This is a genomic window from Streptomyces sp. NPDC087440 (assembly GCF_044744005.1).
Taxonomy (GTDB): Bacteria; Actinomycetota; Actinomycetes; order Streptomycetales; family Streptomycetaceae; genus Streptomyces.
Map to the genome: position 1 here is coordinate 15,912 of NZ_JBIUXN010000030.1, position 18,279 is coordinate 34,190.

The window sequence follows — 18,279 nt, forward strand, 5'->3', positions numbered from 1 at the left end:
GCCGGGGGCTCAGCCGTGGGCTCCCGGCACGTACGTCCCGAAGGACCAGATGGTGCCCTCGGGGTCCCGGGCCATGTAGTCCCGGCCGCCGTAGTCCTGGTCGGTGGGCGGCATCAGGATCTCCACCCCGAGCGCCGCCCCGTGCTCCACGGCGTGCCGGTGGTGCGCGTCCACGTCCGCCACCACGACGTACACCCCGGACGGGCCCGCGTCCTTCATCGCCGCGTCGAACGGGCCGCCCCGGCCCGTGCTGCCCAGCAGCACCGAGCCGTTGCCCAGACTCAGCTCGGCGTGCTCGACGACGCCGCCCTCGCCCTCGTACACCGAGCCCCTGGTGAAGCCGAAGGCCTCGGTGAGCACGGTGATGGCGGCCTTCGCGTCCCGGTACAGCAGGGTCGGGTACACGCTCGGTACGCCGGTCGTTGCCTCAGACATGCCTCTCACCCCTCGATCCGGTCGGGCCACGTTCTGTGACCTGTGACACAGTCTTGCAGGGGGGTCTGACAATCGGCCCCGACCAGCAAAAACGCCACATTCGGCGACTTAGCGGAAGGTGTTGCACTGCGCCATGTCGCCCGTCCGGAAGCCGTTGTAGAACCACTGCTGCCGCTGCGCCGCCGACCCGTGCGTCCAGCTCTCCGGCGTCACCCGGCCCTGGAACTTCTCCTGGATGCGGTCGTCGCCGACCGCGGCCGCCGCGTCGAGCCCGTCCCGGATGTCGACGTCGGTCAGCTTCGTGATCAGCGGCTTCCCGGACTTCTCGTCCGGCGTCCGGGTCGCGTGGTGCGCCCACACCCCGGCGTAGCAGTCCGCCTGGAGCTCCACGCGCACCGCGTTGCTGTTCGCGCCCTGGCGGCCGTCCTGGGAGCGGCTGAGGGTGCCCATCGTGTTCTGGATGTGGTGCCCGTACTCGTGCGCCACCACGTACGCCTGCGCGAACGGGCCGCCGGTGGAGCCGAACTTCGTCCGCAGCTCGTCGAAGAAGCCCAGGTCCAGATAGACCTGCCGGTCGCCCGGGCAGTAGAACGGGCCGACCGCCGAGGAGGCCGTGCCGCACGCCGTGGGCACCCGGTGCGAGAAGAACACCGTCTTCGCGTCGGAGTACCGGGCATTGCGCCGCGCGAACTCCGCCCGCCAGAAGTCCTGGACGCTGTTGACCACACCCAGAATCCGGCAGTCCTCCCTGGTGTTCGCGTCCCGGCCCGTCTTGCAGCCCTCCTGCACCTGCGCCTGCGCGGACGCCGAGCCGCCGGGCTGCTGCTCGCCGGACGACAGTCCCAGCTGGTCCGGGCCCACCCCGAACAGCACGCCCATGATCAGGGCGATGAAACCGACGATGCCTCCGCCGATCGTGGCCTTTCCGCCGGGAATGCGACTGCCGCGCACGTCCCGGACCTCCGAGCTGTCCAGATTGGCGTCGTCGTCGAACTGCACGGGGCCACACCACCCTCTGCTTTGTGCTGCCTGGACCGGCCGCTGCCCTGACCGGCGTCCTGCCGGCCGTTGCCTGACCGGTTCTCGTCCCGACCGGCCCGGTGACGGCGCTCCGCCACCTTGCGCCGAGTATCAGCCCATTCACCCCCTTCTGCCCCTTTGTGTGCGCCACGGAGGCACCGCCGAACGGGGGACCACCGCCCCCGCGCCCCGACGTGTCGCCGCCGGAGCGGGCCCCGCGCCGCCGCCCACGCCGATACGTTCTGAGCCAAGCCGGGCCCACCCCCGGGGCACCGCGGCACAAGGGGGAACCCGACACCCATGACCGACCCTCGACAAGGCCCCGGACAAGCCCACGGACGAGCCCCCGGACAAGGCAGGGGCCCCCGCCGCCCCCGCCGCGCCCTCACCGGCGGCCCCACCCCTCTGCGCACCGCCCGCCTCCGCGCCCGCCGCCGCCTCGCCCACCTGGCCGCCGCCCTGCGCACCCGCCCCGCCCGGCTGCTGCTCCCCGTCCTCGCCGCCCTCCTGGCCGTGCCCCTGCTCACCGCCGCCCACCAGACCCGCCCCGCCCCCTACGGCGACCGCCTCGTCGCGCCCGAGAGCCCCCGCGCCCCGGTCGCCCCCGATCCCGCCGTACGCATCCGGGGCGCCCAGGTCCAGGCGTACGACACGACCTCCGGGCGCACCCGCTGGACGTACACCCGCACGGGTCACCGACCGCTGACCGTGCACGCGGCGCCCGGCCACCTCTTCGCCCTCTGGAGCGACGGCCTGGTCACCGACACCGTGCGCGGCGACGGGCGCGCCGTCCGCTGGCACCGCGCGATCCCCGCCTTCGACGGCCGCCCCGCCGGGGTCCTCCAGCCCCTGGACCCGGCCGCCGAGATGCTCGCGGTGCTCACGCCGCACCACATCGCGGCGTACCGCACCGTCGACGGCGACCTGCGCTGGGTGCTCCCCGCCCAGCGCGGCTGCCACTTCGTGCCCTCCCGCACAGTCCGCCGGGGCCACGTCCTGCTGGTCGCCCAGCCCTGTGCGGAGCCCGCCCCCTGGACCGACCAGCTCGTCCCCGTCGACGCGCTCGGCCGCATCACCCCAGGCCGCAACCCCCTCGGCAACGGCCGCACCGCCCACGACCGGGACCCCGGCACACCCGACCGCGGGGGCCGCGGGGAATCAGCCCCCGGCCCACGCGGTTGAAGTCCACGAGGCCCGAAAGGAACTCCCGCAAGGCCCCGGGGAGAGCCCCCGGGAGGCCCCGAAAAGAGCTTGCGAACGCCCGTTAGACTGGGCCGTATGGCACCTCTCCTTGCGCATTAGCGGCGTCGAAGCACAGAGCCCGCCCGTCCGACCTTCCGCCGTCACACCCCGCACAGGAGTTTTTCCGTGATCACCGCCTCCGGCATCGAGCTGCGCGCCGGCGCCCGCATCCTCATCGAGAACGCGTCCTTCCGTATCGCCAAGGGCGACCGCATCGGGCTCGTCGGCCGCAACGGCGCGGGCAAGACCACCCTCACCAAGTGCCTCGCGGGCGAGGGCAACCCGGCGGGCGGCACCATCACCCGCTCCGGCGAGGTCGGCTACCTCCCGCAGGACCCCCGCACCGGCGACCTCGACGTCCTCGCCAAGGACCGCATCCTCTCCGCCCGCGGACTGGACTCCGTCCTGCGCAAGATGCGCGAGAACGAGGAGCGCATGTCCACCGGACAGGGCGCCACCCGCGAAAAGGCGATGAAGAAGTACGAGCGCCTGGAGACGGAGTTCCTCACCAAGGGCGGGTACGCCGCCGAGGCCGAGGCCGCCACCATCGCCGCAGCGCTGGGCCTGCCCGACCGTGTGCTCGGCCAGCCCCTGCACACCCTCTCCGGCGGTCAGCGCCGCCGCGTGGAGCTGGCCCGCATCCTCTTCTCGGACGCCGACACCCTGCTCCTCGACGAGCCCACCAACCACCTCGACGCGGACTCCATCGTCTGGCTGCGCGACTACCTGAAGACCTACCGCGGCGGCTTCATCGTCATCTCCCACGACGTGGAGCTGGTCGAGACGGTCGTCAACAAGGTCTTCTACCTGGACGCCAACCGCGCCGCCATCGACGTCTACAACATGGGCTGGAAGCTCTACCAGCAGCAGCGCGAGGCCGACGAGAAGCGGCGCAAGCGCGAGCGGCAGAACGCCGAGAAGACGGCCAAGGTCCTCCACGCGCAGGCCGACAAGATGCGCGCCAAGGCCACCAAGACGGTCGCCGCCCAGAACATGGCCAAGCGCGCCGACCGCCTGCTCGCGGGCCTGGACGCCGTCCGGGTCTCCGACAAGGTCGCCAAGCTGCGCTTCCCCGAGCCCGCGCCCTGCGGCAAGACCCCGCTCATGGCGGAGGGCCTGTCCAAGTCGTACGGCTCGCTGGAGATCTTCACCGACGTCGACCTGGCCGTGGACAAGGGCTCCCGCGTCGTCATCCTCGGCCTCAACGGCGCCGGCAAGACGACGCTGCTGAAGCTGCTGGCGGGCGCCGAGAAGCCCGACACCGGCAAGGTCATCGAGGGCCACGGCCTGAAGATGGGCTACTACGCCCAGGAGCACGAGACGCTCGACCCCGAGCGCACGGTCCTGGAGAACATGCGTTCCTCCGCCCCCGACCTGGACCTGGTCGAGGTCCGCAAGACCCTCGGCTCCTTCCTCTTCTCCGGCGACGACGTCGACAAGCCGGCCGGCGTCCTCTCCGGCGGCGAGAAGACCCGTCTGGCCCTCGCCACCCTGGTCGTCTCCTCGGCCAACGTCCTGCTCCTCGACGAGCCCACCAACAACCTCGACCCCGCCAGCCGCGAGGAGATCCTCGGCGCGCTGCGCACCTACAAGGGCGCGGTCATCCTCGTCACGCACGACGAGGGCGCCGTCCACGCGCTGGAACCGGAGCGGATCATCCTGCTCCCCGACGGCGTCGAGGACCTGTGGGGCCCCGACTACGCGGACCTGGTGGCCCTGGCCTGACCGGCTCCCACCGGGGGCTCCCACCGGGGACCGCGCGACGTGGCCCTGGCATAACCCCCTGGCAAAAGCGCTGGCAGCGGGCCCGCCCTGATCCACTTCGGCTGGATCATTCGGCCTACGCGTGATCCTTCATCTGAGTGAGGGCCTCTCGTACCCCGGCGCGCCCCCTGGCAACCGAAGGCCCGTCCATCCCCGGGGCGGGCCTTCGTCGCGCCACTGATCGTTTTGCGGCGCTGACCTGGACATTCCCGAGAGTCACCGGATTCCGGTATGGCGAAAGACACGCGGAATTCCGTATTCCGTCGGCGGCCGTCACTTCCTCCACGGCGAACCTTGTTGTACGGACCTTGCCGAATGGGTGGCCAGGAACGCGGGGAGGGGTGATCATGAGAAGTCCAGAGCGCACTTCCTTGAGGAGGCACGGGTGGCCGAGACTCTGAAGAAGGGCAGCCGGGTTACCGGCGCCGCGCGCGACAAGCTCGCGGCAGACCTGAAGAAGAAGTACGACTCCGGTGCGAGCATCCGGGCGTTGGCCGAAGAGACCGGCCGCTCCTACGGATTCGTGCACCGGATGCTGAGTGAGTCCGGAGTGACGCTGCGGGGACGCGGCGGAGCGACACGCGGCAAGAAGGCCACGGCCTGACCGTCGTTTCCCGTTCGTACGGGGCCGGTTTCCCGCTCCTGCGGGGCCGGTGGCCGACCGGGTTCTCCGGGTGGTTACTGTGCAGTCACTTAACAGGTGACGGCACCGTACCGACCCCGGAGGCACCCCATGGCTTCTCTCGACCCCGTACTCGACAAAGACGGCGTGCAACTCACCGTCGAGGACGCCGTAGCCACGGTGACCCTGGCCAACCCGGCCAAGCGCAACGCCCAATCTCCCGCTCTGTGGCGGGCGTTGACGGAGGCCGGGAGGGCATTGCCCGGGACCGTCCGGGTGGTCGTGCTGCGCGGAGAGGGCAAATCCTTCTCCGCGGGCCTCGACCGGCAGGCGTTCACCCCGGAAGGCTTCGACGGTGAGCCGTCCTTCCTCGACCTCGCGCGGGGTTCCGACGCGGACCTCGACGCCGAGATCGCGCGCTACCAGGAGGCTTTCACCTGGTGGCGCCGCCCCGACATCATCAGCATTGCCGCAGTCCAGGGGCATGCGATCGGTGCCGGTTTCCAGCTCGCCCTCGCCTGCGACCTGCGGGTCGTCGCCGAGGACGTGCAGTTCGCCATGCGCGAGACCAGCCTCGGCCTGGTGCCCGACCTGACCGGAACCCACCCCCTGGTGGGCCTCGTCGGGTACGCCCGCGCGCTCGAAATCTGCGCCACGGGCCGCTTCGTGCACGCCGCCGAGGCCGAGCGCACGGGCCTGGCCAACCTCGTCGTGCCGAACGACGAACTCGACGGCGCGGTACGGGACTTGACCGCCGCCCTCCTCGCCGCGCCCCGGGACGCCACCGTGGAGACCAAGGCGCTGCTCCAGGGCGCGTCCAACCGTTCGTACGAGGACCAGCGCACCGCCGAGCGCGCGGCCCAGGCCCGCCGCCTGCGCGACCTGGCGGGCCTCTCGGACTGATCGCGGGCCTTCGGACTGATCCCCCTCGGGGTGCGCCGACCCACCTCGGTGACCTGCGGCCCCGGGGACCTGCTAAGCCGCCCCGGGGACCCGCTATGCCACCTCGGTGACCAGCACGGTCACCGACGGCCGCCCCGGCACCGCGTCCGCGACGGCCGCACGGACCTCGCGGGCCACCTCGACCGCACGGCGCTCCCCGCCCACCGCCAGCTCCACCCGGACGTGGGCCACGGGCAGCGCCGTGCCGTCGTAGTGCACCGGCGCACCGAGCACCCCGGTCAGCCGCAGCACCCCGGGCACGGCCGCCGCCGCCCGCGCGGCCGCCGCCTCGGGGGAGTCCTGTCGCCCGGACGGAGCATCCGGGGCATCCTTTTCCGGAGCGTCTTCCGCCGGGGCTTCCCCCGGTGCCTCCGGTACATCCGATACGTCGCCGGGCGCGTCCGGCACGGCCTGCCGCCCCGTCGCCGCCAGCAGCCCCGTGACCCGCAGGTCCACATCCGTCACCGCGAGCCCCAGCCGCTCCCGCGCCGCATCGGCCAGGGCGTCCCGCAACTGCCGGGCGGCGTACGGGATCGGCTCCGTCGCCGAGGCCTCGAACTCGGCCTCCACCCGCAGCGGTCCCGGCGGCAGCGCCCCCGGAGGCGGTGGCACGGCCGGTGCGGGCGGCGGGCCGTCCGGGTCGGCGAGCCCCACCCGGAGCGTCCCGAGCGCCACGCCCGCGAGGCGTCCGGCGGCCCGTCGCAGGACGGCGTCGGCCGCGCTCTCCGCCAGCCAGGAGCCGTCTTCGGGCGCGCCGAGCGGGAGCAGTCGCCCCAGCCCCAGGCGTCTGCGCACGGCCCGCGGCCAGCCGCCTTCGGACGCCGCACGTGCTGTGTCTGCTGCCGGGCCTACTGCTGGGTCTGCCATGGGTTCAGCCTGCCGCATCGCAGGCGCGACATCGGGCAGGCGGACTTAGTGTGGCAACGGAGTCCAGGAGCGCGTAACCCCCGGAAAGGGACAAACGGCGATGGCTGACACCGAAGAGCGCAGCATCAGGCCCGCGGGCCTGGAGAAGGAACTCCCCTCCAGTGCCTCCAGGGCCAACACCCCCCAGCGCGGCGGCGGCGACCCGGCGACCCGGGGCCGCACCACGATCGCCGACGGCGTCGTCGAGAAGATCGCCGGACTCGCCGCCCGCGACGTGGTGGGCGTGCACGCGATGGGCGGCGGTTTCTCCCGCACCTTCGGCGCGGTCCGCGACCGGGTTCCGGGCGGCAGTGCGAAGTCGGTCAGCCGGGGTGTGAAGGCCGAGGTCGGAGAGGTGCAGACGGCCCTCGACCTGGACATCGTGGTCGAGTACGGCGTCTCCATCGCGGACGTGGCCAAGGCGGTGCGGGAGAACGTGATCGCGGCGGTCGAGCGGATGACGGGCCTCGAAGTGGTCGAGGTCAACATCGCGGTCGGCGACGTGAAACTCCCCGACGAGGAAGAGGACGAGCCGGAACAGCGGCTCCAGTGAACGCACGCGGAGGCGCCGCACGCGGGGCCACGACACGGGCGGACACCCCTCCGCACGCGGCAGTTCCGTTCATGGCAGTTCCGTACACAGCGATTCGGTACACAGCGATTCGGTACACGGCGGTTCGGTACACGGCAGTGAGGACGGTTCGATGAGTTGGTCCCTGGTCGGCCTGGCGGTCGGCATCGCACTCGGCTTCGCCGGGTACTTCGGCGGGTTCGGCGCGTTCGTGGTGGTCGCGGCGCTGGGGCTGATCGGCCTCATGGTGGGCCGCTACCTCGACGGCGACCTGGACCCGGGCGACTTCCTTCGCCCGCGCGACCGGGGCCGCGACCACGAGGACCGGCCGCGGACCAGGCCCCGGCCGCGGTGACGCGGACGACGGCGGCCACCACGGCGGCCGGAGCGATCCCCGCGGGTGAACGCGGTGCCACCCGGATCGCCGACCGGGTCGTCGCGAAGATCGCCGCCCGGGCCGCACGGGAGGCCCTCGCGCAGCCGCCGCAGGACGGCGGGGCGCCGCACGTCACCGTCGACGTACGGGACATGTCGGCCCGGGTCCGTATCGGCATGGAACTCGCCTACCCCGGCGACATCGGCGCCCAGTGCGCCTCGGTGCGTCACCAAGTGGCAAGCAGGGTAAGCGAGTTGGCGGGCATGGAGGTTCCCGAGGTGACAGTGCTGGTCGAGCGGCTGCACCGGGTGGCCCCGGAGAGCGGGAGGACGCGGTGAGCGAGCACGTGCCGACACTGGAGGCCGCACGCGAACCGGCCGTACGGGGCGGACCCACGGCCCGCGCCCGCTTCTGGTCCGCCCGGCGCGTCCCGGCCGCCGTGGCCGCCGCGGCCCTCCTGGCGGGCTCGGGCCTCCTCCTGTACGACGTCATCGCGGTACGTTCCGGACGCCCCGGCATGCGCTGGCGCCGCGAACTCGCCGAGGCACTCGCGGAACGCCCGCTGGGCCAGGTGTGGGTGCAGGTCGGCGCGGGCCTGGTCGTGGCGCTGGGCCTGTGGCTGGTGGTGCTGGCGGTGACACCGGGCCTGCGCGCGCTGCTGCCGATGCGCGGCGAAGGACAGGTGCGGGCGGGGCTCCACCGGGGCGCCGCGGCAATGGTCCTGCGCGAGCGGGCGATGGAGGTGCCGGGGGTGCAGGCGGCGCGGGTGCGGGTGGGCAGGGGCCGGGTGACGGTGCGCGCGGTCGCCCACTTCCGCGAACTGGACGACGTACGCGAGGACGTGGGTGAGGCGATGCGGGTCGGCGTGAGCGACCTGGGTCTGGCCCGGGAGCCGTCGATCGCGGTGAAGGTGGAACGGGGGTGAGGACCGGATGCGCAACCCGGTGAACAGGGTGCTGCTGGGCCTGATCGGCCTGGCCCTGATCGGCCTCGGCGGCACGGCGCTGACGGCGGGGCTCGGGATCTCCGTCCCCTCCTGGTGGCCCTTCTCGGGCCGCGACGACGTGCTGCTGAGCGCGGCCGGGCGGACCCGGTGGCGGGACGAGGGCTGGTGGTGGCCGGTGGTGATCGCGGCCCTCGCGGTGGGAGCGGTGCTGGCACTGTGGTGGTTCCTGGCGCAGCTGCGGCGCAAGAGGCTGGGCGAGGTGCGGGTCGGGGAACCGGAGGAGTCGGTTCTGCTGCGGGGGCGGGCGCTGGAGCGGGTCCTGGGGGAGGAGGTCGAGTCCGTCCCCGGCGTGGACCGTGCGACGGTCTCGCTGACGGGGCGTCGGACGGACCCGCGGGCCCGTATCTCTTTGACGGTGACGCCGACGGCCGTACCGGCGGAGGTGGTGACGGAGGTCGAGGAGGTTGCGCTGGCGAGGGCGGGTGAGTCGATCGGGAGGCCGGGGCTGGCGGGGGCGGTGCGGGTGAGGGGGCGTGGGCGGGGGCGGAGGGTGCGGTAGCCGGTGTTGGGGTGGGGGCTCCCGGGGTGGGCCGGGAGCGGGAGGGGCCGCCCCCTTGCCCGCCCGTTCCACCCCCGGGGGGCGGCCCCGCCGCCCAAGGGGGCTGGGGGAAGGGGGCGGCTTCGCCGCCAGGTCTTTGGCTGCCCGGAGGGCATGCCGTCAGGGGCGCGGGGAACTGCGCGAGCAACCACCCACCCCGCCGCACGGACAGGCCCTCAGAACCCGTGCCGCGCCCCGCCGTCCACCGGCAGCATGATCCCCGTCAGGTACGACGCCGCCGGCGACAGCAGGAACGCCGCCGTCCGCCCGAACTCCTCCGGCGTCCCGTACCTCCGCAGCGGAATCCGCTCCGAGTGCGCCCGCCGCACCGCCTCCGGATCGTCGGCCAGCGAGTCCAGGTACCGCACCCGGTCGGTGTCGATCCGGGCCGGAAGCAGCCCGATCACCCGGATGCCCCGCGGCCCGACCTCCTCCGCGAGGGTCTTCGCGAACCCCGCGAGCCCCGGCCGCAGCCCGTTGGAGATGGCCAGCCCCGGGATCGGTTCGTGCACCGACGCCGACAGCACGAAGCCGATCACACCCCCCTCGCCCAGCTCCGCCGCAGCGGTCCGTGCCAGCCGCACCGCCCCCAGGAACACCGACTCGAACGCATCCCGCCACTGGTCGTCGGTGTTCGCGGCCGTGCTCCCCGCCGCAGGCCCACCCACACTGATCAGAATCCCGTCGAACCCTCCGAAGCGGGACCTCGCCTCCTCGACGAGCCGCGCCGCCGTCGCGGGATCGGCGTTGTCGGCGGCGAACGCCACCGCGTTCGGGCCGAGTTCACCGGCCGCGTCCGCCAGGGCCTTCTCGTCGCGGGCCGTCAGGACGACCTTCGCCCCGTCGGCCACCAACTCCTTCGCCGCCGCGAAGCCCAGCCCCCGGCTCGCACCCGTGACGACGTACACCCGGTCCTTCAGTCCAAGATCCATGGGCCTATCCTGCACCCTTCTCGGCGCGGGCCTCCTCCCTGGCCAGCGCCTGCGCCGTGCCCACCAGCCCGACGTGGCTGAAGGCCTGCGGGAAGTTGCCGATCTGCCGCTTCGCCACCGTGTCGTACTCCTCGGCGAGCAGCCCGACGTCGTTGCACAGCCCGAGCAGCTTGTCGAAGAGTTCGCGGGCCTCCTTGACCCGCCCGGTCAGCAGCAGCGCGTCCGCCAGCCAGAACGAGCAGACCAGGAAGGCGCCCTCGCCGCCCGGCAGTCCGTCGACCCGGTTGCCCTCCGTCGCGTCCGCCTCGTCGCTGCTGTAGCGCCGGATGAAGTCGCCGTCCCGGCCGAGTTCGGCCCGTACCGCCTCCACCGTCCCCACCACCCGGGGGTCGTCCGGCGGCAGGAACCCCACCTGCGGAATCAGCAGCGTCGCGGCATCGAGCTCCGCCGATCCGTACGACTGGGTGAAGGTGTTGCGCTCGGGGTCGTACCCCTTCTCGCAGACCTCGCGGTGCACCTCGTCGCGCATCGCCCGCCAGCGCGCGGCGTCGCCCGGCAGCGAGGGGTCGGCCTCCAGAGTCCGGACGGCCCGGTCGGCGGCCACCCACGCCATCACCTTGGAGTGCACGAAGTGGCGGCGTGGCCCGCGCACCTCCCACAATCCGTCGTCGGGCTCGCGCCACATCGTCTCCAGGAAGCCGAGCAGGCTCAGCTGGAGCTTCCAGGCGTGCGGTTTGGGCGCGAGACCGGACTCCCGGGCCAGGTACAGGGAGTCGATGACCTCTCCGTACACGTCCAACTGGAGCTGGTCGGCGGCGTCGTTGCCGATCCGCACCGGGGCGGAGTTCTCGTACCCGCGCAGCCACGGAAGCTCCAGCTCCGGAAGCCGCCGTTCGCCGGAGATCCCGTACATGATCTTCAGGTCGGCGGGGTCCCCGGCGACCGCGCGCAGCAGCCAGTCCCGCCACTGCGCGGCCTCGTCGAGATATCCGGCGGACAGCAGCGCGCCCAGGGTCAGCGTGGAGTCGCGCAGCCAGCAGTAGCGGTAGTCCCAGTTCCGTACGCCGCCGAGTTCCTCCGGCAGCGAGGTCGTCGGCGCGGCGACGATGCCGCCGGTGGGCGCGTACGTGAGGGCCTTGAGGGTGATGAGCGAGCGGACGACCGCGTCCCGGTGCGGGCCCTCGTACGTGCACTGAGCCACCCACTCCTCCCAGTCCTCCAGGCTGTGCGCCAGGGACTCGTACGGGTCGATGAGGTCGGGCCTCGGCTCGTGCGAGGGGTGCCAGGTCATCACGAACGCGACCTGCTCGCCGGGCTGCACGGTGAAGGAGGAACGGGTGCTGTACTGCTGACCCCAGGTCTTCACCCGGGGACCCGCGCCGCCGTCCGCCCCCCGGGACACGTCCCGCAGCCAGATCGCGTCGGGGCCCGCGACCGCCACCCGGTGCCCGTCGGTGCGCCGCACCCACGGCACGACGTGCCCGTAGTCGAAGCGCAGCCGCAGCGTGGAGTGCACGGTGACCTCGCCGGACAGGCCCTCCACAATGCGTACGACGTCGGGGGCCTGGTCGCGCTGCGGCATGAAGTCGGTGACCTTGACGCTGCCGGAGCGGGTCTCCCACACGGTCTCCAGGACCAGCGAATCGCCCGCGTACGAGCGGGAGGAGCAGGTCGTCGAGCCCTCGGGGGCCAGCCGCCAGTGGCCGTTCTCCTGATCGCCGAGCAGCGCCGCGAAGCACGCGGCGGAGTCGAAGCGGGGCAGGCAGAGCCAGTCGAGGGAACCGTCGCGGCCGACCAGGGCCGCGGTCTGGAGGTCCCCGATGAGCGCGTAGTCCTCGATGCGTTGGGTCACGCAGGGCGTGTTCCCGGCGGGGTGCCGCGCCAATCCGTCAGGTCGGTCACGTGTTCACACTGGTCACAGGGGGCGCAGCCGACGGGACAACGGTGCGCGCCCGGCGGAGGGTCAGGCGGACGCGGGCGCCTGCGCGTCGGCCTCGGCGGCCTCGGCGGCCTCCTCGGCGTCCTGTGCCGTCCCGGCCGCCGCCGCGTCCCGCTCGCGCTTCTCCCGTCGTACGAGAATGACCCAGCCGACCGGCACCGCGGCCGCGAACAGCCACCACTGCACGGCGTACGCCATGTGCGGGCCGATCGAGTCGGACTCGGGGGCGGCGATCACCTCGGGGCTGCCGCCGGGCGGAACCGGAGCGGTCAGCTCCAGGTAGCCGCCGAGCACCGGGCGGCCCAGCAGCTTGGACTGCTGCGCGCTGTTGATCAGCATGACGTGCTTCGGCGGGAGGCCTTCGAGGTCCTTGATGCCGCTGCCGGACGTCGTCTCGTCGGCCTTGAGCCGACCGGTGACGGTGACCTCGCCGTGGGGCGGGGCCGGGATGTGCGGGAACGCCTGCTGATCGGTGGCGAAGGGCACCCAGCCCCGGTTGACCAGGACCGTGCCGCCGCCCGTGAGGTTCAGCGGGGTCAGGACGTGGAAGCCGACCTGGTCGTCGGTGGAGGTGCGGCGGCGTACGACGACCTCGTGCGCAGTGTCGAAGGTGCCGGTGGCGGTCGCCGTGCGCCAGAAGTCCTTCTCGGGGACCGTGTGCCCGGGGGAGGTCAGCTCGCCGACGGGCCGCGGCTTCGCCTTGAGGTTCCCGGCGATCAACTGGTTCTGCGCGACCTTGTGCTCGTGGCGGTGGAACTGCCAGAAGCCGAGCTCGACCATCACGGGGATGAGGACGAGCGCCAGGAGGGTGAGGATCACCCACTGCCGGGACAACAGGAAGCGGTACACGCTTTGACGGTACCTGGCGGGAGAAGTCCCCCGGTGGGCGGGTTGCCCGAGCCGGGGGAGCCGGGGGAGTCGGGGGGAGCCGAGGGGGGCGTGGCCTCGGACCGTGTCGCCTCAGACCTTGTCGACGATGCCCACCTTCCCCTCCGCCCGGGAGCAGTGCGCACCGCAGTACCAGTGGCCCTCGACCTCGACGCCCTGGCCGATGATGCGGCACCGGCAGTGCTCGCAGATCGGGGCCATCCGGTGGATGGCGCAGGAGAAGCAGTCGAAGACGTGCACCGCACCCTGTGCGTGCACCTCGAAGGACATGCCGTAGTCGTTTCCGCAAACCTCGCATCGTGCCATGAGGCACAGGGTGCGGTGCGGGGGAGCGCTGGGCGCGCAGGGCACGCCCGGCACTCACCCGTCCGACGTCATGTGTCCGTCCGGGGCCACGGGTCTGCCCGAGGCCAAGGGTCCGTCCGACGTCACGTGTCCGTCCGCGCCGGTGCCACGTCCCGCAGCAGATGTGTGTACGCGGCCTCGTCGACGACCGGTGTGCCGAAGGACTTCGCCTTGACGGTCTTGGACGTCGCCGAGTCCGGGTCGTTGGTCACCAGCAGGCTGGTCAGCCGGGACACGCTCGTCGCGACGTGCAGCCCCGCCTCGACCGTACGGTCCTCCAGCAGGTCGCGGTCGACCGAGGTGTCGCCGGAGAACGCCACCCGCATCCCCTGCATCAGCGGCTTGTCCGCCTGGTACCGGCCCGGGTTCGGGTACGGGCAGGCGGGCCGCTTCTTGGAGGGACGCCAACTGCCCTGCCCGCCGCCGCTGCCCCCGTACGACGCCTGGTAGCCGATCCGGGGCTGGGCGGGCGCGTCCGACCACTCGGTGAGCGGACGGCACTCCAGCAGCGGCAGGCGTACGTTGCCCTGCGCCGCCGCGTGCAGGCTCGGCCGGAACGCCTCCGCGAGGACGCGCGCGTCGTCCAGGGCGTGGTGCGCGCGCTGCTGGACGACGCCGAAGTGGGCGGCGAGCGTGGCCAGCTTGTGGTTGGGCAGGGGCAGCGCCAGCTCCTTGGCGAGCGCGATCGTGCACAGCCGCTGCCGCACCGGGGCGGTGTGCCCGGCCCGTGCGTACTCCCGGGCCAGCATCGACCAGTCGAACATCGCGTTGTGCGCGACCAGGACCCGGCCGTCGAGACGCTCGGACAGCTCGGCCGCGATCTCCGGGAAGAGCGGAGCCCCCTCCAGCACGTCGGTCGTCAGCCCGTGGATCCACGTGGGACCGGGGTCCCGCTCGGGGTTGACCAGGGTGTACCAGTGGTCGACCACGTCGCCGTGCGCGTCCAGGCGGTAGACGGCGGCGGAGATTATCCGGTCGTCGCGAGAGAGACCGGTGGTCTCCACGTCGACGACCGCGTACCCCTTCGGGTAGGCGGTCGGCCAGGTTGCTGCCGCTGTGGTCTGGTCATCGAGCATGGTCACAGAGAATACGGGCCGACACTGACAGTCCCCTATTCGCCCAGCACGGAGCCCGGTTCCGGCCCCGGCCCCGGGGCCCCCTCGCCCGTCACCTCCGGCTGCTGCGGCCCGAGTTCCGCGACGAGGTCCCCGGCCGTGACCCGCGTCACGTGCTCGTGCCCGTCGACCGGTCCGGGGAACAACCGGTAGACCGTGCCGCTCGCCTTCTCCGGTACGGGTTCCCCGTGCACCCGGGCCACCAGCACCCGCTTCCCGGCGATCAGCCCCTCCAGGTCCGCCGACGTCCCGTACTCCTGCGGCACTTCGAGCGCAGCCAGCCGTGCCGCGAAGGCGGCGACGCTCTCGCTGCCGTCGCTCCGGTACGTCCACAGCGCCCCGTCCCGGCGCACCACGGTCACCTCCGGTGCGCGGGCCGCCGCGTGCCAGCGGGCGAGGTCGCCCAGGGTCGTACGGCTTCCCGAGGCGAAGTACGAGGTGAGGTCGCGGGCGATCCGGCCGAGGTCGGCGGTGTGCGAGGCGATGCTCTGGAAGCCCGCCGCAGGCGGCAGATGCAGGTCCGTCCACAGCGCCTCGCGGCGGTACAGGTCCACCAGCAGGGGGACGCAGACCTGCGAGTCGCCCGCGAGGTCGAAGCGCTGGCGGACGGTGCGCGGGTCGTAGGAGGAGTCGCGGGGGCGGCCGCCGTCGATCTCCATGAAGCCCGCGAAGGCGTCGGTCATCGTCTCGAACGCGATGTTGTTGAAGGAGAAGACGACGGGCAGGGCGTACGCGACGTCCGCGTGCGCGAGCAGCGGAAGCTCCAGGTCGACGTACTCGGTCGCCCCGTCGGGCGCGGGCGCCGACGTCAGGTCGCCGGAGTGCACGGCCGCACCCCCGAGGTGCCGCAGCGCGGTGTAGTCGCACAGCCCCACGAAGGTCAGGTCGCGGCTGTAGAACGCCACCGACAGATCGAGGTCCACCCGGGTGTCGGCAGGTTCGGTCCAGTGCAGGAACAGACGCAGCACGTCGCCCGGCGGCAGCGGCTGGCGGCTGCCGCGGGGCACCGCGACCAGCGATGCGGCGGACGCGTGCTCCGCGAAGGGCACGTTGAGGTCCTCCAGCGCCTCGTCGAGCACGGCGTGCTCGTACGACTCCCGGGCCGCGAGCCTGCGCAGCACCTCGGCCTCCAGCAGGCCGCAGACCCGGGCGGTGAGCGCGGCGGGCAGCGGGGCCCGGTCCTCCGCCCGCGCGAAGGCACGCGTGACCTCGCCACGGGGGAAGAACACCCGGCGCGCCCGCGGGCCGGTGCGGTGGCGTGCACGCAGGGCTCCGTACGCGGAGAGCAGCGCGCCGACCCCGGCGCGGGGGAGCGTGTGCGTCAGCGCCTCGGTGAGCGGAGCGGCGTCGTCGGCCGCTTCCTGGGCACCGTGCAGCCGCAGCAGGTGATCGAGGCGGCGCAGCAGCTCTCCCGGGCGCTGGCGCAACAGTGCGGTGGCGCGCGGGAGTTCATGGGCGGCGAGAGCCGTCTCGACCTGGCCCCTCCAGGTGACGGCCCGCACCCGGCCGTCCTCGACGGTCACCCACGCGCGGTGCTGCGCGGCGAGTTCCCGCAGCGCGGGGAAGGCGTGGGCGTCGGTCTGGCGCAGCACCGCGAAGGCGAGCGCGGCCCGGGGGTGGCGTGCGTACTGCTCGAACGGGTGCAGGCTCTCGGCCGCCCGCTTCCACGGGCCCGGGTGGCGGTGCAGGTCCTCGATGAGCGAGCCCAGGTGCAACCCGTCCAGTACGGACAGCAGTTCCCGGCGCAGGGCGCGCGGCAGGCTCCGCAGGCGCGGCGGTTTGAGCAGGGCGGCGTTGCCCCCGGAGTGCACGCTCAGCAGGCGCAGCACGTCGGTGGCGGTGGTCAGCCGCTCGCCCAGCTGCGCCCGCGCCGCGTCGGCGGTGCGCGGCTCGCGCAGCAGGGTGCCCAGGACCAGGGCCTTGGTCTCGCGTACGGGAAGGTCGTCGGGCAGCGTCGAGAGGTCGGCGGGGAGCACGGGCAGGAGGGCGGCGAGATCCGCGTACTCCTGCCCCGAGAGCGGGGTCTGCCGCGCCATCAGCCCGCGCGCCTCGTGGGCCGAGGCGGCGACGAGGTCGGTCCCGAGGGAGAGCAGCCGCACCTCGCCCGCGAAGGCGGCACGGCGGGAGGCCCTGCGTACCGCCTTCGTGGGCGCGGGCGCGGCCGGGACCAGGAACGGGTCGGCCGGATCGACGCGGCGGTGGCAGATCGGGCAGGCCGCGTAGGTGGCGCCGTCCCAGCAGGAGCGGCAGACCAGGTGCGCGCAGGGCGAGACGGGGTGCACCGTGGCGGCCGTGCCGCACAGCACGCAGGGCTGGTCGGGGCGCTGGAGGAGCAGGGCGAAGACCCGGTTCACGTAGAGCTGCCCGGTGTCCTTGGGCACGGTCAGCGGGAAGCGCTCGTACAGCGGGGTGTGCGTGCGGTGCGAACCCAGCAGCTCGTCGACGCCGGCCAGCAGGAGGCGGCCCTCGCGGGCCAGGTCCAGGTGGTCGAGGGCGGCGAACGCGGCATGCAGGGGGGCGGTCAACGCGTAGCCCCGGTCGAGGAGTTCCGCCTCCAGTACGACAAGCCGGGGCGCGGTGCGCGGGTCGGCCGAGGGGACGGAGTCGAGGTGCACGGTCTGGGTGCGGCGCAGCAGCACGGACTGGGGTGAGGGCAAGGGGGCCTTCCGCGAAGGGGCACGGGGGGCGCGCGGCCCGGGGCGCGCACGGAGTGCGGCGCGAGGGCGCGGCGAAGTCTCTTGAGGGGGGCGGAGAGTGGGCACGCTACGGATTCAGGGTGAGTGAGAAGGAAGCACGCGCGGAGCCGCCCCCGCGCCGCCGATCCTAGGCGGGCGGCCGGATGCCCTCAACCGGTTTTTCCCTCTACCGGTTTTTCCTCAGCCGGTTTTCCCTCAGCCGGTTTTTCCCTCAGCCTCCAGCAGGGCCCCCACCAGCGCCCGGACCGACAGTGTGAAGATCCGCTCCGGGTCCGCCGGGCGGGCCAGGGCCCTCGCGAGGGCCGGATCGTCCTCGGCGGGGTCGGGGGACCGTACCTCGGCCGTGGACGACCACAGGTCGGCCTCGGCGGGGGACTGCGCGGGGGCGCGCTCGCGGTTCCGCTCCACCAGGACGTGCCCCACCACCTGGAACTGCACCGCCCGCACCACCGCCGCCGCCCGCGCCCCCCGCAGCCCCGCCGCGTGCACCTCGTGCACCAGGGCCTGCTGGGCGGGCAGGAACATCCGCTCGGTCAGCCCGCGTTCGTGCACCATCGCGATCAGGTGCGGGCGGGCCCGCAGTTCGCGGCGCAGCGACCGGGCCACCGAGACCACCCGGTCCACCGGGGTCCGCCCGCGCGGCACCAGCGCGCCCATCTCCCGCACCGTCCGCTCCACGAGCGCGTCCAGCAGCTGCTCCCGGTTGCCGACGTGCCAGTAGATCGAGGTGACCGCCGTGCCCAGTTCGGCCGCCAGCTTGCGCATGGTGAGCGCGTCGGGGCCGTGCTGCCTGACGTACCGGGTGGCGGCGTCCAGTACGTCCTCGCGGGTGAGCTGCGCTCTCGGCATGGCCTCAACTTCCGTCGGTGCACGTCTCTTTACCCTTCATCGACGCTGCTGTAACAGTGTTACAGCAGCGTCCCCCACGAACGGCACGACCGA

At 73.1% G+C, this 18,279-nt stretch carries 19 protein-coding genes; 9 read left to right on the plus strand and 10 right to left on the minus strand.

What is annotated here, in order from left to right; translation table 11 throughout:
• Positions 1–9: 9 nt before the first annotated feature.
• On the minus strand, positions 10–435 hold the full coding sequence (locus ACIO3O_RS38580) for a VOC family protein (protein WP_401754243.1): 426 nt from the start codon (positions 433–435) through the stop codon (positions 10–12).
• 108 nt (positions 436–543) lie between these two features.
• Positions 544–1,434: a neutral zinc metallopeptidase gene (locus ACIO3O_RS38585; protein WP_401754246.1), complete on the minus strand. Its 891-nt coding sequence runs from the start codon at positions 1,432–1,434 to the stop codon at positions 544–546.
• Positions 1,435–1,755: 321 nt separating this feature from the next.
• On the opposite strand from ACIO3O_RS38585, the gene ACIO3O_RS38590 reads away from it, so the two are divergent.
• The 4 genes from ACIO3O_RS38590 (at position 1,756) to ACIO3O_RS38605 (ending at position 5,986) form a co-directional block, all read left to right on the plus strand.
• Positions 1,756–2,637, plus strand: coding sequence for a hypothetical protein (locus ACIO3O_RS38590; RefSeq protein WP_401754249.1), 882 nt, complete (start codon positions 1,756–1,758; stop codon positions 2,635–2,637).
• 186 nt (positions 2,638–2,823) lie between these two features.
• Positions 2,824–4,422 (plus strand): ABC-F family ATP-binding cassette domain-containing protein, encoded by a 1,599-nt coding sequence (locus ACIO3O_RS38595; RefSeq protein ID WP_401754252.1) that lies wholly within the window; start codon positions 2,824–2,826, stop codon positions 4,420–4,422.
• A gap of 424 nt (positions 4,423–4,846) precedes the next feature.
• On the plus strand, positions 4,847–5,065 hold the full coding sequence (locus tag ACIO3O_RS38600) for a helix-turn-helix domain-containing protein (protein WP_185035675.1): 219 nt from the start codon (positions 4,847–4,849) through the stop codon (positions 5,063–5,065).
• Between the two features lie 129 nt (positions 5,066–5,194).
• Positions 5,195–5,986, plus strand: a complete 792-nt coding sequence (locus tag ACIO3O_RS38605; RefSeq protein WP_401754255.1) for an enoyl-CoA hydratase/isomerase family protein — start codon at positions 5,195–5,197, stop codon at positions 5,984–5,986.
• Positions 5,987–6,079: 93 nt separating this feature from the next.
• On the opposite strand, the gene ACIO3O_RS38610 is transcribed toward ACIO3O_RS38605, so the two are convergent.
• Entirely contained in the window at positions 6,080–6,820 is a 741-nt protein-coding gene (locus ACIO3O_RS38610) for a nucleopolyhedrovirus P10 family protein (protein ID WP_401754258.1), read from the minus strand.
• Between the two features lie 172 nt (positions 6,821–6,992).
• Between ACIO3O_RS38610 and ACIO3O_RS38615 the strand changes: the two genes are divergently transcribed.
• From ACIO3O_RS38615 to amaP, 5 genes are all read left to right on the plus strand, one after another.
• Positions 6,993–7,484, plus strand: a complete 492-nt coding sequence (locus ACIO3O_RS38615; RefSeq protein ID WP_401754261.1) for an Asp23/Gls24 family envelope stress response protein — start codon at positions 6,993–6,995, stop codon at positions 7,482–7,484.
• 151 nt (positions 7,485–7,635) lie between these two features.
• A complete protein-coding gene (locus ACIO3O_RS38620) occupies positions 7,636–7,857 on the plus strand; it encodes a hypothetical protein (protein ID WP_401754264.1) in 222 nt (73 codons plus the stop codon).
• Positions 7,854–8,216 (plus strand): hypothetical protein, encoded by a 363-nt coding sequence (locus ACIO3O_RS38625; protein WP_401754267.1) that lies wholly within the window; start codon positions 7,854–7,856, stop codon positions 8,214–8,216. Before ACIO3O_RS38620 ends, ACIO3O_RS38625 begins: the two co-directional genes overlap by 4 nt.
• The gene (locus tag ACIO3O_RS38630) at positions 8,213–8,803 is read left to right on the plus strand and encodes a DUF6286 domain-containing protein (RefSeq protein WP_401754270.1); all 591 of its coding nucleotides are present in this window, start codon (positions 8,213–8,215) and stop codon (positions 8,801–8,803) included. The genes ACIO3O_RS38625 and ACIO3O_RS38630 overlap by 4 nt, the downstream gene beginning before the upstream one ends.
• A 7-nt stretch (positions 8,804–8,810) precedes the next feature.
• Entirely contained in the window at positions 8,811–9,383 is a 573-nt protein-coding gene (amaP, locus tag ACIO3O_RS38635) for an alkaline shock response membrane anchor protein AmaP (RefSeq protein ID WP_401754272.1), read from the plus strand.
• A 215-nt stretch (positions 9,384–9,598) separates the two neighbouring features.
• On the opposite strand, the gene ACIO3O_RS38640 is transcribed toward amaP, so the two are convergent.
• The 7 genes from ACIO3O_RS38640 to ACIO3O_RS38670 form a co-directional block, all read right to left on the minus strand.
• Positions 9,599–10,354, minus strand: a complete 756-nt coding sequence (locus ACIO3O_RS38640; protein WP_401754275.1) for an SDR family oxidoreductase — start codon at positions 10,352–10,354, stop codon at positions 9,599–9,601.
• A gap of 4 nt (positions 10,355–10,358) precedes the next feature.
• Positions 10,359–12,206: a glycoside hydrolase family 15 protein gene (locus ACIO3O_RS38645; RefSeq protein ID WP_401754278.1), complete on the minus strand. Its 1,848-nt coding sequence runs from the start codon at positions 12,204–12,206 to the stop codon at positions 10,359–10,361.
• Between the two features lie 111 nt (positions 12,207–12,317).
• Entirely contained in the window at positions 12,318–13,142 is an 825-nt protein-coding gene (locus tag ACIO3O_RS38650) for an SURF1 family protein (protein WP_401754281.1), read from the minus strand.
• A gap of 111 nt (positions 13,143–13,253) precedes the next feature.
• Positions 13,254–13,487 (minus strand): hypothetical protein, encoded by a 234-nt coding sequence (locus tag ACIO3O_RS38655; protein WP_189821454.1) that lies wholly within the window; start codon positions 13,485–13,487, stop codon positions 13,254–13,256.
• A gap of 122 nt (positions 13,488–13,609) precedes the next feature.
• Positions 13,610–14,608 carry a DEDDh family exonuclease gene (locus ACIO3O_RS38660; RefSeq protein WP_401754285.1) on the minus strand — a complete coding sequence of 333 codons (999 nt, stop codon included), beginning with the start codon at positions 14,606–14,608 and terminating at the stop codon, positions 13,610–13,612.
• Positions 14,609–14,637: 29 nt separating this feature from the next.
• On the minus strand, positions 14,638–17,298 hold the full coding sequence (locus ACIO3O_RS38665) for an MXAN_6230/SCO0854 family RING domain-containing protein (protein WP_401754288.1): 2,661 nt from the start codon (positions 17,296–17,298) through the stop codon (positions 14,638–14,640).
• 234 nt (positions 17,299–17,532) lie between these two features.
• Complete coding sequence (locus ACIO3O_RS38670) at positions 17,533–18,186, minus strand: TetR/AcrR family transcriptional regulator (RefSeq protein WP_401754291.1); 654 nt, start codon at positions 18,184–18,186, stop codon at positions 17,533–17,535.
• Between the last annotated feature and the right edge of the window lie 93 nt (positions 18,187–18,279).